The organism is Ruegeria sp. D1(2025), assembly GCF_056536425.1.
In genome coordinates this window covers 852,432-868,191 of record NZ_JBQFPO010000001.1, presented here as the reverse complement: position 1 = coordinate 868,191, position 15,760 = coordinate 852,432, and the positions used below count along the sequence as shown (strand labels likewise).

Genomic DNA, 15,760 nt, shown 5'->3' with positions numbered 1-15,760 from the left:
GTGCGGATCGTACCGCACCTAACCAACACGGAGGTCAACACATGGATCGCAAGGATCTGAAGCCAACAATCATGAATGGATCACGGGACACACTGGCACCCGGCCTGTCGCGCCGATCATTCTTTCTGGCTGCTGGTGCGGCAGGTGTGGGGGCAGGGGCGTCTCTGGTTGCCGGATCGCCGGTACAGGCGCAATCGCAAGCCTGGCTTCAGCCCGGGAACAACAACCACGTCATCGACCTGCAGGGCTCGACCGGGCAGGCTTCGACCGGCGCTGTGGGGATTGACTATTACGGTCATTGCGCAATCAAGATCACATCGCCAAACGGGGCGACGGTTCTGTTCGACCCGTGGCGTGACGATCCGTCCGGTGCATGGGGTCTTTGGTTCCGCAATGAGTTTCCGCAGATACCCGTGGACATAACCATGTCGACCCACGCGCATTTCGATCATGATGCGATCGAACGGCCGAGTTCGACCATGGTGCTGGACAGGATGGTCGGAAACTTTGAATTTGCCGATCTCAAGATTACCGGGTTTGCTGACAAGCATGCCTGTGTTGCGCCGGGCTGGTATGACTGGACCAATGCGCTGGCGGAGTTTGGGGCCGAGGCCTGCCCGCCAAACAATGTCGGCCACATGGACATGGTCGTCTACCTCGTCGAAACCGGCGGGATCCGCACCCTGATCTGGGGCGACAACCGCCACAATCCGCCGCAGGAATTCTGGGATGCCATCGGGCAGGTGGATGTTCTCACCCTGCCGGTAGACGGATCCCAGCACATCCTCAGTTATGATCAGGGCAACGATATCGTGGCCAGGTTGAAACCCAAGGTGATCATCCCGACCCATTACCTGAACGAAGTGACGTCATACACGCTGACAACGTTGCAGTCCGCAGATGAATGGGTGAAGGCGCAAAGGAGCCATACGATGCTCGACAGTGCCGGTCTGAAACTGGAGGCCGGCGAGGTCGCAGGCATGGATCAGGAATTCATGCATTTCGGAAACAACGTCCTGACCGGGTGAGCACAAATCTGACCGGGGCTACCACTCACAACATATCCCGGGCGCCGTCCAAAAATATGCGGCGCAAAAAAGCAAAGGCCGGTCTGACGACCGGCCTTTGTCAATCGATTCACGTTGCCTATTCTGCGGCAATCTTGATGACCGGCTCCATTCGGGCAAGGATATCCTCCGCCAAATGACATTTGACCTGATGACCGTCCGCCAGTGTCTGAACAGGCGGGACGCGTTGCTCGCACAGTCCATCCGGCACCTGTGACTTCCACCGACAGCGGGTCTGGAACGGGCATCCCGGCGGCGGGTTCATGGCCGAAGGAATATCGCCTTCCAGAACGATGTGCTCCTTCTGGATCGACGTATCCGCGATGGGCACCGCGCTCAGCAGGGCTTCGGTATATGGATGATATGGTGGCGCAAAGACCTGATCTGTGGTCCCAAGTTCGACCACATGGCCCAGATACATCACCATCACTCGGTCGCTGAGATAGCGCACGATCGACAGATCGTGACTGATGAACAGCAGCGTCGTCTTCTGTTTGCGCTGAATTTCCATCAAAAGATCGGTCACGGCAGCCTGCACCGACACATCAAGCGCGGAAACGGGCTCGTCCGCCACAACGATGCGTGCGTCACCGGCAAAGGCACGGGCAATACCGACCCGTTGCTTCTGGCCGCCCGACAACTGACGCGGCATGCGGTCGGCGAAGGCGCGGGGCAGCTTCACCAGATCCAGCAGTTCCAGCATCCGCTTCTTGCGCTCTGCCTCGGAGTTGCCGACGCCAAAGATCTCCAATGCGCGAATGATCTGACGCCCCACCGTCATCGAGGGGTTCAGCGTATCAAACGGGTTCTGGAACACCATCTGAACTTCACCAACGGTCTTGGCGTCACGTTCCTCGATCGGAACCTGTTCGATATTGCGGTTATCCAGAAGAATCTGACCGTCGGTTGCCGTTTCAAGCCCCATAAGGACCTTGGCAAAGGTGGATTTGCCGCAACCGGATTCACCCACAATGGCCAGCGTCTCGGATTCATGCGCCTCGAAACTCAGTGTTTCGTTGGCTTTCACCACCTTCTTCTCGCCGCCACCGAACAAGGCGTTCGCCGCAACCTCGTAGTATTTCTTGAGGTTGTCCATCTTGAGAACGGTTCGGCCGATCTCGGCCTTTTCCTTCTGTTCGCCCACAGTGATCGGGGCGTTCCAGTCGATCTCCTGAAATTTCAGACAGCGCGTGTGGTGCCGGTCATTGCCGGGCACCGCCTGCATCAGGATGTCCTGCGCATCACAGCGCCCTTCCTCGAAATAATCGCAGCGCGGACCAAAGTTGCATCCCGGAGGCCGCTCATGGGGCAAGGGGAAATTCCCGGGAATGGCGACCAGCGGGCGCGAATTCTTGTCCGCCCCCGGCAGCGGTATCGACCGGAACAACGCCTGCGTATAGGGGTGCTGCATCTCGTCGAACACATCCTTGATCGAACCGCGCTCGACAGCCTCACCCGAATACATCACGCACAGCCGGTCGCAGGTTTCCAGAACCAGACCGAGGTTGTGGGAGATAAACAACATCGAGGTGCCGTATTTCTTGCCCAGATCCTTGACCAGTTCGACGACCGCCGCCTCGACCGTCACGTCCAGTGCGGTCGTCGGCTCGTCAAGAATCAGCAGTGCCGGTTTCGACATCAGCGCCATGGCGATCACGATCCGCTGTTGCTGACCGCCCGACAACTGGTGCGGGAATGAATTCAGCATCCGCTCGGGGTCGGGGAGGCGCACATCGGTGACCACCTCCAGCGCACGGGCATAGGCCTCTTCAGCGCCCACACCCTCGTGGATCATCGGCACTTCCATCAGCTGCTTGCCGATCTTCATTGCCGGGTTCAGCGAGGCCATCGGCTCCTGATAGATCATCGCGATCTCGTTGCCGCGAATGTCGCGCAATTCCTCAGTGGTCATCTGGGATAGGTCGCGGCCCTTGAACTTGATCGTACCACCGACCACACGTCCGTTCTTTCCCAGATCCTGCATGACACCCAGCGCAACGGTCGATTTCCCGCAACCGGACTCACCCACCAGCCCCACAGCCTCGCCTGGCTGCACACTGACCGAGAAATCCATTACGGCAGGTATTTCCCGCAGGCGGGTAAAGAATGAAATCGACAGCTTGTCGATCTCCAGGATCGGGCCGTCATATTCCGCCAGTTTGTTCATCGTTTCCTACTCCCTGATGAAGCTGTTCAAGCGACCAACTTCATCTTTTCGAAAATACTCCGGGGGTCCGGGGGCAGGGCCCCCGGCCTCGATCACATCAGTCCTTCAGACTTTCTTCGCGCAAACCATCTGCCAGCAGGTTCAAACCAAGAACCAGTGACAAGAGCGCAAGCGCGGGCGGAAGGGCCGGGTGCAGATAGATCGACAACAGCTTGCGCCCCTCGTTGATCGTCGAACCCCAATCCGGGCTTTCAGGCGGCAAACCCAGTCCGAAGAAACCCAACGTTCCCAGAAGGATGGTGGTATAGCCGATACGCAGACAGAAATCGACGATCAGCGGGCCGCGCGCGTTTGGCAGGATTTCCCATAGCATGATGTACCAGGGACCTTCACCCCGGGTTTGCGCCGCCGCCACATAGTCGCGTGTCTTGATGTCCAGCGCGAGGCCACGGACGATACGGAACACGGTTGGTGAGTTCACAAAGACCACCGAAACGAACACGACCAGAATACCGCCCGGAATATCGAACAAATCCAGATAGGTCGGCAGACCCCAGATGCGATAGTCATCGGTGTTGATCACGTAACCACCTGTCGAAATCAGCGACAGATACAGCCAGATGGCAACGCCCAACACGCCGATCAGAAGTGGCGTTCGGAATTTTGGCCGCGTGTAATAGCGTGAGTTCAGCAGCACCCCAAGAAACAGGATCGGGAACAGGAACAGAACGGCCGCCATGTAGTTCGGCACTCCTGTCGCGACGATCTCCGGGGTGACCAGCAGATAGAACAGCAGGATCACGGGGAAGGCCAGGATCAGGTTGGCGAGGAACGACAGAAACGTATCCAGCCGTCCGCCATAGTAACCGGCCGGCAGACCCAACGTGATCCCGACCATGAATGCAAACATGGTGGCCAGCGGTGCGATCTGCACAACGATCCAGGCGCCCTTGACCATCCGGCTGAACACATCGCGCGCCAGATTGTCTCCACCCAGCAGATACCAGGCGAATTCGCCTTCCTCCAGATTTGGCAGCGGAGTGCCGGGGACCTTATTCTTCATACCCGAGACTTGCGCCAGCGGGTCGTGCGTCACGATCAGGTCCATCGCTCCGAATATCCCGGTAAAGACCCAGAACATGACAAGGCCAAAACCGATCATGCCGATTGGGCTGTCGTAAAGTTTGCCGTACAGACCCAGCCGCCGCTTGAAGGCGATCGACATGGCATAAAGTATGATCAGTGACACCCAGACAGGCAGGAATTGTTGCGAGATGGCCCCGATGATACCGGCACCGGTTCCGAACAGGATGCCCAGCACGATATAGGCAAGCACCAGGCCGACTGAGGCCAGAAAACTAAGGCGCAATGACGACTGTATCAGCCCACGCACCCCGCCGGCCGAGCTGAGCGTGCCATCCGGATTGACGCTCACTTGTGCTTCGGGCAGGACGATACTGGCCAGAATCCAGACCAGGATCGACAATACCAGTACCGCAATCGCGATCATCAGCAGGGGATTCAGAAAGGCGATAGAGCCGGTCCAGCTTAGAGGTTCCATGTTCTATCTCCCTTACGAAATGCGGATGCGCGGGTTGAGGTACACATAGCCGATGTCCGAGATCAGCTGCGTGATCAGCACCACGAAGACCGACACGACCGAGATTGCCAGCAACAGCTGAATGTCGTTGTTGCCCGCGGCTTGCACTAGCGCCCAACCGAAACCCTTGTAGTTGAACAGGGTCTCGACGATCACGACACCATTCAGCAGCCATGGGAACTGCAGCATGATGACGGTGAATGGCGCGATCAGTGCGTTGCGCAATGCGTGTTTCATCACGATATTGCCGAACGATACCCCTTTCAGACGGGCGGTCCGGATGTATTGAGCGGTCATCACCTCGGTCATCGAGGCGCGGGTCATCCGGGCGATATATCCCATCCCGTAAAGGGCAATGGTCAGAACCGGCAGGAAGAAGTTCTCGAATGTCGGGTTGTCCATCGCCTGTGTGGCCGTGCCCTTGAACCATTTCAGGCCGACCGTGGACGAGGTGAAGATCGCGATGAAGATAACGCCGGACACATATTCAGGTGTCGCTGTCGTGATGATCGAAAATGTCGACAGGGAACGGTCCAGTGCCGATCCTTCCCGCATTCCCGCCAGCACTCCGACCAGCAGTGCCGAAGGAACCATCAGGACCAGAACCCAGAACATCAGGTACCCGGTATTCCCCAGACGCTTTGCGACAATGCTGCCGACGTCGTCCTTGAATACGGTCGAATAGCCCCATTCACCCTGCAGAACGCCGCAATAGCTGGGCGTCGTTTCCGGGGTCGTTCCAGGGCGCACACAGGTGCCGACAAACTGTCCGTCCGCCAGCGTGTTGGTGAACCCGGGGGCAACACCCAGCCATTGGCCGTATTTTATCAGCATCGGCTCTCTGTAGCCGCGGTTTTCAAGCCAGGCTTCCACCTGCTCGTCCGACATCCGCTGGTTGCCCTGTGTCTTGGCCAGTTTTTCAAGATTCGGGTAAAGATTGGTCAGAAAGAAGACCACGAATGTCAGACACAAAGCTGTAAGCAGCATCACGCCTGACCGACGGAGGATGAAAAGTCCCATGATGGCCCCGTTGTTCAGGTGTTCCGCAGATCATTGGACCATTATCTGGCCTCGGACATCCGACCCCGTGTCGGTTAGTCTGCGGCTGGAAAGGGGCGCCCCGATCAGGCGCCCCCGGTTTGCAGTCGGCAGTGTTTAGGCTGCCCAACCCCACTTGTAGTGGTGGTGTTCGAACGACACGTGCATGTCGGTGCCAACCAACCCGTCCTTCATGTGACGGTAGAGTGCGCGCCAGTAAGGCTGGATCGTCACACCTTCTTCCTGGATCAGCGCGGCGCCACGTGCAGCGACCTCGCGGCGTTTGTCCGCATCCGCGATGGCCAGCGCTTCGTCGAGGATCGCGTCGAAGTCAGGATTGGACCAGCCGAATTCGTTCCAGGCTTCGCCCGATTTGTAGGCCAGCGCCCAAATCTGAACACCCAGCGGACGGTGGTTCCAGTTGGTCGAGCTGTAGGGATACTTCACCCAGTCGTTCCAGAACGTGTTGCCCGGCAGAACGGTCCGTTTGACGTTGATGCCCGCATCGCGAAGCTGCGCCGCCACGGCGTCTGTCGTGTTGCGGCGCCAATCGTCGTCGATCGAGATCAGCTCGTGCTCGAAATCGGCCATACCGGCCTCTTCCATCAGCTTGCGTGCACCTTCCGGGTCGACCTTCTGCGGCGGCAGTTCAGGGTATTCCGGGTGGATCGGACCGACGTGATGGTTCTCGGCAGTTGTGCCACGGCCGCCATAGCCCAGTTCCAGACAGACCGAGTTATCCACGGCCATCTGAAGCGCCTGGCGTACACGCTTGTCCGCATAGGGTTGCTTGCCGTCAACTTCGGCCAGCTGGTTCGGACGGATTACAATCGAAGCCATGGTGATAACTTCGGATTTCACGTAGCCGAGGCCGTCCATGACGTCGATGAATTCACCAACGGACTCATACAGCATGTCGACTTCATCAGATTCCAGAGCCGCCAGCCACGCAGACGGGTCGGTGCCGTAGTCAATGTATTCGATACGGTCGAGCGCCGGACGACCGAAAACTTCCTCGCCCCACCAGGTATGTTCCTCGTTGCGGACAAGAACACCTTTGACGCCGACTTCCAGTTCGCTCATCAGATACGGACCGGTGCCCACGTTGTTCAGCAGGTCATTTTCGCTGAAGGACTGGTGAACGATCGCTGCCGGATAGTCAGACATGCCCGCAATCAGCGAAATGTCGGATTTGGGCAGGTTTAGCTTTACGGTCGTCGGGTCCACGACCTCGATGCCACCTTCGATCGCCTGACCCGTCCCTTCATCGACCAGCGTTGCAAAGCGACCCGCCATCGAGTTCGTTTCCGAGGACTTGTCGCACCAACGCGCAATGTTGAACGCCACATCGTCGGCCGTGAAGTCGTCGCCATTGTTCCACTTCACACCCGGACGAACCTTGAGGGTATATTCTGTCGCGTCGTCGTTGATTTCCCAGCCTTCCAGCAGCATGCCCCGGAATGTACCGTCCGAGTTATACTCGACCAGATATTCAAGAGTACCGCGGCTGTAGTTGCCGATTTGGGACCAGTCATAAGTGCGCGGATCTTTCAGGGCGCGAACCTCGGTCTGAACACGGATGGTTCCGCCTTCCTGTTTGGCATCTTCACCAGCGGCGCGCGCCGGAGCTGCCAGGCCGATCATGCCGTATGCCGCAGCAGCCGTAACACCCAGCCCCGTGGCGCGGGTCAGGAACTCGCGGCGGCTTAGCTTGCCGTCACGGTATTCCTGCGCGTGCATCTCTGCCGCCCAGTGAACTGGTGCCCCGGTCATGGTACGATTTTTCATCAAGATGTCTCCCTGTGGTACATTTGTCGATTTAGTGTGCTCGGAATCAGGCAGACCGGCCGGTCGCATTCAACGAGCATTTGGGTCTTCTTTTTTGGATTCTCACATTCCCCATGAACGTATTCCGCACCAGAATTCGGATTACGTCAATGTTCGAAATCGGCATACAGAGTACAAAAACGACATATGCGCCCCGTTCATCCGGGCGAGTCGCGGCGTGATGGAGCTTTTGGAAATGAATACATTCGTACACAAAGTCGTTCGCGACCGGCGGGTTTTGGCGGGCCTTGAAGCAACATATTCAAGATGCGCCAGAGTGTCCGGCACTCAGTTAGGAATGTTTAGTATCGTTTTGAGAAGTCTACGGGATTCCACTTTCCCATCCTGGCCCTGAACCACGTTCGCTGACGCTTGGCAAACTGCCGAGTGGAGATCGTGGCGCGTTCCCGGGCCTGATCCATAGTCATTCGGCCATCGAGGTAAGCAACCAGTTCCGGGACGCCGATGGCCTTGCAGGCCGGCAGGGTCGGATCATACCGATCCAGCATCGCTTCAACCTCGTCCAAGGCCCCTGTTTCCAGCATGAGATCAAAGCGACGAATGATACGGTCCAGCAGCCAGTTTTTGTCGACGTCAAGAACAATGGGAACGGTATCAGATAAGGCAAGAACCGGGGGTGGGGTATCTACCTGCCAGTCCGACAAACTGCGTCCGGTCGCGGTCTGCACTTCCCATGCGCGCTGAACGCGGGCGCGGTTGTTGATGTCCAGCTTGTCCAAAGTGTCGGGATCGACACCTGCGATCAGAGCGGGCAGTTCCATCTTATCCGCTTGCGCCCGCACTTCGGCTGGGGTCGCGGGAATTTCGGCCATTCCTTCAGTCAGTGCTGAAAAGTACAACCCGGTGCCGCCCACAATTATGGGACGCTCAGCTGAGTTCAAAAGGGGTTTGACCTCGCGCAGCCAGTGTCCTGCCGAATAGATCTGGTCAAATGGTATGTGCCCGTAAAGACGATGTGGCGCGCGGGCTTCTTCCTCGACCGACGGGCGCGCTGAAATCACCCGCCAGCAATCGTAAACCTGGCTTGCATCGGCATTGACGATGACACCACCAAACTTTTCGGCAATCTGCAGCGCAAGCGCTGATTTTCCGGACGCCGTGGGCCCGGCGATCAGAACAGGCTTGTCATCCGGAACGGGGGGCAACATGTCCCAAAACCGCGATGAGATTGCGTTGGCCATCTGGACTGCCTTATTCCTAACGTTCCGCATTGAACCTGCGGTGCTTTTGCTTCATTTTGCGCCGGAATTAAACCTGTGCCAGCCCGGAGCGCAACATGAGCCAATCCCCTTCGATCGAGACAACCGAAACCCCCAAGACAAAATACAAGCGCGTGATGCTGAAAATATCGGGCGAAGCGCTGATGGGGGATCAGGGGTTCGGCCTGCATCCGCCCACCGTTCAGCGTATCGCACAGGAGGTGAAATCTGTGCACGATCTGGGCGTCGAGATCTGTATGGTCATCGGTGGCGGCAACATTTTTCGGGGCCTCAGCGGTTCGGCGCAAGGGATGGAGCGTACGACGGCGGATTACATGGGAATGCTTGCCACCGTCATGAACGCATTGGGCATGCAATCCGCGCTTGAGGAGGTGGGTGTATTTACGCGGGTTATTTCCGCCATCCGGATGGACGAGGTATGTGAACCCTATATTCGCCGCCGCGCTGTGCGACATCTCGAAAAGAAACGGGTCTGCATTTTTGCGGCCGGAACCGGAAACCCTTATTTTACAACGGATACGGCGGCCACGCTGCGGGCCAACGAAATGGCGTGCGAAGCCATCTTCATGGGCAAAAACGGTGTCGACGGTGTTTATGACAAGGATCCCAAGGTTCACGCCGACGCACAGCGCTATGACACCGTCAGCTATGACGATGTTCTGGCAAAACGCCTGCGGGTCATGGATGCCTCGGCCATTGCACTGGCGCGCGACAACAACCTTCCTTTGATCGTGTTTGGATTGGACGAACCCGGCGGTTTCCGCGGCATTCTTGCGGGTGAGGGGACCTATACCAAGGTTCAGGGCTAACAATCTGCTGTATGTCAAAAAGCGGGCCGGTTCAAATCCCCGGCCTGTTTGCCTTTTGTGTCCGATTTGCCGTTCTGTTCATTGAAATGAAACCGCTGCTTTTGCAGGACGCTCGCCTCGCTTGCATAATCAAGAATATCGGCAGCAAATCTCTGATGAGCTTGAGATCCGATGAAGTCCTGACCGAGGCAGCGAAGTTGGACGGGTGTCTTTTCCCTTCACGTTCCGGTTGACCAACGCGAATGCGGCTGGCTAATTATCCGGGATCTTCGTTTGGGAACGTCCCGACTGAAGATTTGCCTGCACTTCCTTGTTTTCATAATGAGGTCTGCGGCTGGGCTGGAAGACCTGCCATGATTTCTGAGGGATCCGGGATCATGCCCGGGCACCTTGCCCCTGATGCGCAGCATGACGAGAAAGTAGCGAGCCATGACCAAACTGGATATCGATTTTGTTCGGGCACAATTCCCGGCCTTTTCTGAACCCGGCCTTCAGGGGCAGGCGTTTTTTGAAAACGCTGGCGGGTCTTATACATGCAAACCGGTCATCGACAGGCTGACGCGGTTCTACAGGCAGCGCAAGGTTCAGCCCTATGCACCTTTCGAGGCCAGCCGCCTGGCGGGCGAGGAAATGGACGAGGCGCGCGCGCGCATGGCCGCCATTCTGGGCGTTGACACAGATGAGCTGAGTTTTGGTCCGTCCACCACGCAGAATACATATGTCCTGGCGCAGGCGTTTCGGCAGTGGATGAAGCCGGGTGAGGCGATTGTTGTTACCAATCAGGACCACGAAGCGAACTCCGGACCTTGGAGGCGCCTTGCCGACGACGGCATCGAAATCCGCGAATGGAAAATTGATCCGGATACTGGTTCCTTGAACCCACAGGATCTGGAAGACCTTCTGGATGAAAAGGTGCGGCTGATCTGTTTCCCGCATTGCTCGAACGTTGTGGGCGAGATCAACCCTGTCACGGAAATCACCGCTATTGCCCATGCCGCAGGTGCATTTGTTTGCGTCGATGGCGTCTCTTACGCGCCGCATGGTTTTCCGAATGTTGGAGAACTGGGGCCGGATATCTACCTGTTCTCAGCATATAAGACTTATGGTCCTCATCAGGGATGCATGGTCATTCGCCGCACGCTTGGGGAAATGCTTCCGAACCAGGCGCATTTCTTCAACGGTGATGTTTTGTACAAACGCTTTACCCCGGCAGGGCCGGATCATGCGCAGATCGCTGCAAGCGCGGGCATGGCCGACTATGTCGACCTTCTGTGCGATCACCACGGCGGGCCTGACACCGATGCAAGCGCGCGCGGTGAATTTGTTCACGACCTGATGCGCGCACATGAAATGGACCTACTTCAGCCGTTGCTGGATGCGGTAAAGGACCGCAACACGGTTCGCCTGATTGGCCCGGCAAACGCTTCGATGCGGGCACCTACGGTTGCGATATCGCTGAACCGTGAAGCGGAATCCGTTGCCCGTGACCTTTCCGATCATGGTGTTATGGCGGGTGGCGGTGACTTTTACGCTGTCCGCCCGCTTCAGGCGATGGGGGTCGCGCCGGAACACGGCGTATTGCGTGTCAGTTTCACGCACTACACTTCGAAACAGGAAGTCGATCAGCTTCTGGACGCATTGGATAAGGTTTTGTGATCCAATATCCGCCTGATTTCGTAATACGAATAAACACTTGGGGCGGATATGCAGAAAGACAAAGCGCCAATACTATTATGGTTTCGCAGGGATTTGCGCCTGTCCGACCATCCCGCGGTTTGCGCTGCCGCAGCGACAGGCCGCCCCGTCATTCCGGTTTTCGTATTTGACGACCTTGTGCGCGGTCTGGGTGCAGCCCCCAAATGGCGCCTGGGTCTGGGGCTCGAGGCGTTCGCCAGCAGGCTTCGGGACGTCGGTAGCCGCCTGATCCTTCGGCGCGGCAATGCGCTGAACGTTTTGAAAGAACTGATAGTCGAGACCGGGGCCGCATCGGTTTTTTGGGCCCGCGCTTATGATCCGGATGCCATCGCCCGTGACACTCGTATCAAGGCAACCCTGACAGATGGCGGTATTGATGCAAGGTCGTTCGACGGACATTTGCTGTTTGAACCGTGGCAGGTCGCAACCAAATCCGGACAACCCTTTAAGGTTTTCACACCGATGTGGCGCGCGGTGCGGGAGAAGGAGATACCTGTTCCGCAGGGCACGCCATCACGGCTGAAAAATCCTGACAATTGGCCGGAATCCGAGGATATGGTCGACTGGTCCCTTGGCTCTGCGATGAACCGAGGAAGCCGGGTCGTTCGGCCGTATGTGCAAGCTGGTGAAAGGTCCGCCAATGATTGCCTGCTAGAGTTTCTGGATCGGATCGCACGGTATCAGGAACGACGCGATTGTTTGGATGCAGACGGCACCTCGAACCTGTCCGAATATCTGTCACTGGGCGAGATTGGGCCGCGAACGGTGTGGCACGCCGTTCAGAACGCCTCGATGATGGGCGTTCCCGGAACCGACGCCTTTCTGCGGCAATTGATCTGGCGGGAATTCGCGTATCATCTGATGTATCATTCGCCTCGGTTGCTGACGAACAACTGGCGGCCCGAATGGGATGGCTTCCCTTGGTTTGAGGATGATCAAGCCCCGTCGGTTATGGTGTGGAAGCAGGCCAGAACCGGCGTTCCAATCGTGGATGCCGGACTTCGGCAGATGTATGTGACAGGCCGGATGCACAACCGCGCGAGGATGGTTGTGGCAAGCTACCTGACCAAACATCTCATGACGCACTGGAAAATCGGGATGAACTGGTTTGAGGATTGCCTGATCGACTGGGATCCGGCCTGCAACGCGATGGGTTGGCAATGGGTCGCAGGTTCGGGGCCGGATGCGGCGCCGTTCTTTCGGATATTCAATCCGCAGACGCAGGCACAGAAATTCGACCCGGATGCGGTTTACAGGCAACGATGGATCGCGGAAATCCAGGATAATCCACCGAAGACCGCGCTGGCATACTTTGAAGCTGCGCCCAATTCATGGGGGCTGACACCGGACGAACGTTACCCTTCGCCGATTGTGGAATTGGCGGACGGTCGAAAACGAGCTCTGACAGCTTATGAACAGGCGAAAAGTCGGTAACGAACTGAAAACTTGCCAGAAACAGAAACTCGGCCTAGCTTATTTCTACGACCGCACAGGGGAGAGCGGATGATCCTGACCACGACTGAAGGGCAGAAGGACCTGCCCAGATATTTTTCACAAGTGCTGAAAATGCTTGGCCGGATGGAAAATGGACGGCTGGATATTGTCTTGCCTGATGGTCGGGTGTTTCGAACCGAAGGCGCGAAGCCCGGGCCGGTGGCGCAGGTCGATATTCATGATCCGGATGTTTTTTCCCGATTGGTTCGCGAGGGTGAGCTTGGTTTTTCCGACGCCTATCTGGAGGGCGGTTGGAGCACACCTGATCTGAGATCGTTCATGGATCTGGTACATCTGGAATCAGAGGCCGTTTATGACGATTTCACCGGTCGGTTTCTGGTTCAGGCTTACGAAAGGCTTCGGTTCTGGTTGCATCGAAACAACCGCAAACAGGCCCGAAAAAATATCTCGTACCACTACGATTTGGGTAATGATTTCTATTCCCTGTGGCTGGACGATACGATGACCTATTCCAGCGCATTGTTCGAGACCGGGCAGGAAAGTCTGGAAAATGCGCAGATCGCAAAATACGCAAGCCTTGTGGACGAAATGGGTGCCAAGCCGGGGGATCACATACTGGAAATCGGCTGCGGCTGGGGTGGTTTTGCCGAATATGCCGCAAAGGAACGTGGGCTGCGCGTCACCGGCCTTACACTCAGTCAAGAACAGTTGAACTTTGCGCGGCAACGTATTGAAAATCTTGGGTTATCGGATCAGGTTGAGTTCAAGCTTCAGGATTACCGCGACGAACAGGGGCATTACGACGGGATCGCCTCGATCGAGATGTTCGAGGCGGTTGGGCAGAAGTACTGGCCTGTCTACTTCGAGACAGTCCGCGACCGGCTGAAACCTGGCGGTCAGGCCACGCTTCAGATCATTACGGTGGGTGATCATCGCTGGGACTATTACAAAAACGGTGTTGATTTCATTCAGAAATACATATTTCCCGGTGGAATGTTGCCGTCTCCAACCATCCTCAGGCAAGAGATTGAACGCGCCGGGCTGAGTGTGATGAAGTCACGCGAATTCGGTAAAAGCTACGACCTGACTCTTCGACGCTGGTACGAGACGTTCAATGCCAAGTGGGAAGAGATTTCCCAAATGGGCTTTGATGAGCGTTTTCGCCGCATGTGGAATTATTATTTGACTGCATGCGGCGCGGCCTTTGACACCGGCAATTGCGATGTGACACAGATCACCATAGCAAAACCGAGTTAACGAACGGACCCATCGTATGCCCAGTGCCTCACGTCTAGTTGCCGCTGTATGTCTGGTGGTGGTTGCCTTTCTTGTCTCCACGATGATCATCGAAAACGGGGACGAGGGTAAGGATTACGGCTATTTCACTCTGGTCAACATTGCGCTTGGGTTCGTTTGCGGATGGAAAATAATGGGCAAGCGGGCTGGTCGCGGATGGACGGCAGGTGTCAACAACGGACTGACCGGTGTCGCATCTTTGGTGTTCTGGGGACTTTTCGTGCAGGGCACCTATGAGATGTTCCGCCTGGCGATGCGTCACAGGTATGACGGCCCGTTCGAGGCGGTGCTTGCGATTTTCAAGCTTGGTGTCGAGTTTGGCGAGCAGTTGATTGTTCCGAACATTCTGGTGACGCTAGCGGTGGGCGCTGTCATAACCGGGTTGGCGACCGAAGAAGCGAGTCGCCGCTGGCGTTAAGCGCGACTGAACAACGAAAGCTTTATCCCCGTGTCTGATCTATTTTTTTACGGCACACTCAGGTGCCAGCCGTTGCTGGAACGTGTGCTTGGCCGCCCGCTGTCTGAGTTGAAAATATCTGAGGCCAGATTGCCCGACCACGCCGTCTATGGGGTGAAGGGGCAAAGCTTTCCGATGATTGTCAGCGAGAATGGCAGCAAGGCCGAAGGATTGCTGGTGCAGGGATTCGGTCCCGAGGATTTGAAACGGCTGACTTACTACGAAGGTGGTTTCGATTACGATCTCAGCCCCCGTGACCTTGAGCTGCCTGACGGAACGAAGGCGACGGCAAGCGTATTCTTTCCAGAACCCAACCTTTGGACGCCGGACCAGACCTGGTCCCTGAAGGACTGGTTTGGAGACTGGGGAGAGCTGACGCTACTTGCCGCAGATGAAGCGATGGCCCATTACGGTAAGGTCGAAGCCGCTGAGATTGCGCGAAGTTTTCCAGCCATCCGGACCCGGGCCTGGGCCAGGTTGGCTGCGCGCCGGCGCCAGACCGGTGATGCGCGCGACACGGCGCAGGACGTGATCGTCCATGATCGCAAGCCCGCCTACATCAACTATTTTGGGATTGATGAAATCAGGTTTCAACACCGCCAATACGACGGATCAATGGGTCCGGTTCTCAACTACAATGGGTTGATGCAGGGCAGCGCCGTGGTTGTTCTGCCCTACGATCCGGTACGGGACACGGTCTTGCTGGTCGAACAGTTTCGCGTGCCGGTCTTTTTGATCGACGACCCGGAACCCTGGATGTGGGAGCCGGTCGCGGGCATGATCGATCCCCGCGAAACGCCCGAACAGGCGGCAATTCGCGAAACTCAGGAAGAAGCGCACGTGACCCCCAGCGCGCTGGAATACGCCGGAGGGGTGTATTCTTCCAGCGGTTCGTCGACCGAGTTCGTCCATCTGTATTTGGGATTGGCTGACCTGACCGAAACGACCGACAATGGTGGCCTGTCTTCCGAGGGCGAGAACATCCGCAGCCGGATTTTCTCGTATGCCGAATTCATCGGAATGGTTGACAGTCATGCCTTCAAGGACATGCCACTGCTGACCTTGGCCCATTGGCTGGCACGACATCGCGACCGGTTGCGCGGTTAAG

12 protein-coding genes are annotated in these 15,760 nt (G+C 57.0%); 7 read left to right on the top strand and 5 right to left on the bottom strand.

All coding sequences use genetic code 11. From position 1 onward, the window contains the following. Nucleotides 1-41: 41 nt before the first annotated feature. A complete protein-coding gene (locus ACR1XU_RS04415; protein WP_480908908.1) occupies nucleotides 42-1,028 on the top strand; it encodes an MBL fold metallo-hydrolase in 987 nt (328 codons plus the stop codon). A 118-nt stretch (nucleotides 1,029-1,146) separates the two neighbouring features. Here the strand turns inward: ACR1XU_RS04415 and ACR1XU_RS04410 are convergent, their stop codons facing one another. The 5 genes from ACR1XU_RS04410 to miaA all read right to left on the bottom strand — a co-directional run bounded on the left by ACR1XU_RS04410 (nucleotide 1,147) and on the right by miaA (nucleotide 8,901). After that, entirely contained in the window at nucleotides 1,147-3,234 is a 2,088-nt protein-coding gene (locus ACR1XU_RS04410; RefSeq protein WP_480440213.1) for a dipeptide ABC transporter ATP-binding protein, read from the bottom strand. 97 nt (nucleotides 3,235-3,331) lie between these two features. After that, nucleotides 3,332-4,795 carry an ABC transporter permease gene (locus ACR1XU_RS04405; RefSeq protein ID WP_170676798.1) on the bottom strand — a complete coding sequence of 488 codons (1,464 nt, stop codon included), beginning with the start codon at nucleotides 4,793-4,795 and terminating at the stop codon, nucleotides 3,332-3,334. 12 nt (nucleotides 4,796-4,807) lie between these two features. Beyond that, complete coding sequence (locus ACR1XU_RS04400) at nucleotides 4,808-5,854, bottom strand: ABC transporter permease (RefSeq protein WP_170676800.1); 1,047 nt, start codon at nucleotides 5,852-5,854, stop codon at nucleotides 4,808-4,810. 135 nt (nucleotides 5,855-5,989) lie between these two features. Further along, complete coding sequence (locus ACR1XU_RS04395; RefSeq protein WP_170806228.1) at nucleotides 5,990-7,660, bottom strand: ABC transporter substrate-binding protein; 1,671 nt, start codon at nucleotides 7,658-7,660, stop codon at nucleotides 5,990-5,992. A gap of 341 nt (nucleotides 7,661-8,001) precedes the next feature. Next, a complete protein-coding gene (miaA, locus tag ACR1XU_RS04390) occupies nucleotides 8,002-8,901 on the bottom strand; it encodes a tRNA (adenosine(37)-N6)-dimethylallyltransferase MiaA (protein WP_480909196.1) in 900 nt (299 codons plus the stop codon). Nucleotides 8,902-8,996: 95 nt separating this feature from the next. Here miaA and pyrH point away from each other — a divergent pair, with 95 nt between their 5' ends. From pyrH to ACR1XU_RS04360, 6 genes are all read left to right on the top strand, one after another. After that, on the top strand, nucleotides 8,997-9,749 hold the full coding sequence (pyrH, locus tag ACR1XU_RS04385; protein WP_480909198.1) for a UMP kinase: 753 nt from the start codon (nucleotides 8,997-8,999) through the stop codon (nucleotides 9,747-9,749). Nucleotides 9,750-10,178: 429 nt separating this feature from the next. Further along, nucleotides 10,179-11,405, top strand: a complete 1,227-nt coding sequence (locus tag ACR1XU_RS04380; protein ID WP_170676808.1) for an aminotransferase class V-fold PLP-dependent enzyme — start codon at nucleotides 10,179-10,181, stop codon at nucleotides 11,403-11,405. 48 nt (nucleotides 11,406-11,453) lie between these two features. Next, complete coding sequence (locus ACR1XU_RS04375; RefSeq protein WP_480909200.1) at nucleotides 11,454-12,878, top strand: cryptochrome/photolyase family protein; 1,425 nt, start codon at nucleotides 11,454-11,456, stop codon at nucleotides 12,876-12,878. A gap of 69 nt (nucleotides 12,879-12,947) precedes the next feature. After that, nucleotides 12,948-14,156: an SAM-dependent methyltransferase gene (locus ACR1XU_RS04370; protein WP_170806232.1), complete on the top strand. Its 1,209-nt coding sequence runs from the start codon at nucleotides 12,948-12,950 to the stop codon at nucleotides 14,154-14,156. A 16-nt stretch (nucleotides 14,157-14,172) separates the two neighbouring features. Next, a complete protein-coding gene (locus tag ACR1XU_RS04365; protein ID WP_480909203.1) occupies nucleotides 14,173-14,613 on the top strand; it encodes a TrgA family protein in 441 nt (146 codons plus the stop codon). A gap of 30 nt (nucleotides 14,614-14,643) precedes the next feature. Beyond that, entirely contained in the window at nucleotides 14,644-15,759 is a 1,116-nt protein-coding gene (locus ACR1XU_RS04360) for an NUDIX domain-containing protein (RefSeq protein WP_480909206.1), read from the top strand. The last annotated feature ends 1 nt before the right edge of the window (nucleotide 15,760 follow it).

Coding starts and splice junctions, on each gene's coding strand:
- ACR1XU_RS04415 (WP_480908908.1), top strand. CDS start 42: ATGGATCGCAAGGATCTGAAGCCAACAATCATGAATGGATCACGGGAC.
- ACR1XU_RS04410 (WP_480440213.1), bottom strand. CDS start 3,234: ATGAACAAACTGGCGGAATATGACGGCCCGATCCTGGAGATCGACAAG.
- ACR1XU_RS04405 (WP_170676798.1), bottom strand. CDS start 4,795: ATGGAACCTCTAAGCTGGACCGGCTCTATCGCCTTTCTGAATCCCCTG.
- ACR1XU_RS04400 (WP_170676800.1), bottom strand. CDS start 5,854: ATGGGACTTTTCATCCTCCGTCGGTCAGGCGTGATGCTGCTTACAGCT.
- ACR1XU_RS04395 (WP_170806228.1), bottom strand. CDS start 7,660: ATGAAAAATCGTACCATGACCGGGGCACCAGTTCACTGGGCGGCAGAG.
- miaA (WP_480909196.1), bottom strand. CDS start 8,901: ATGGCCAACGCAATCTCATCGCGGTTTTGGGACATGTTGCCCCCCGTT.
- pyrH (WP_480909198.1), top strand. CDS start 8,997: ATGAGCCAATCCCCTTCGATCGAGACAACCGAAACCCCCAAGACAAAA.
- ACR1XU_RS04380 (WP_170676808.1), top strand. CDS start 10,179: ATGACCAAACTGGATATCGATTTTGTTCGGGCACAATTCCCGGCCTTT.
- ACR1XU_RS04375 (WP_480909200.1), top strand. CDS start 11,454: ATGCAGAAAGACAAAGCGCCAATACTATTATGGTTTCGCAGGGATTTG.
- ACR1XU_RS04370 (WP_170806232.1), top strand. CDS start 12,948: ATGATCCTGACCACGACTGAAGGGCAGAAGGACCTGCCCAGATATTTT.
- ACR1XU_RS04365 (WP_480909203.1), top strand. CDS start 14,173: ATGCCCAGTGCCTCACGTCTAGTTGCCGCTGTATGTCTGGTGGTGGTT.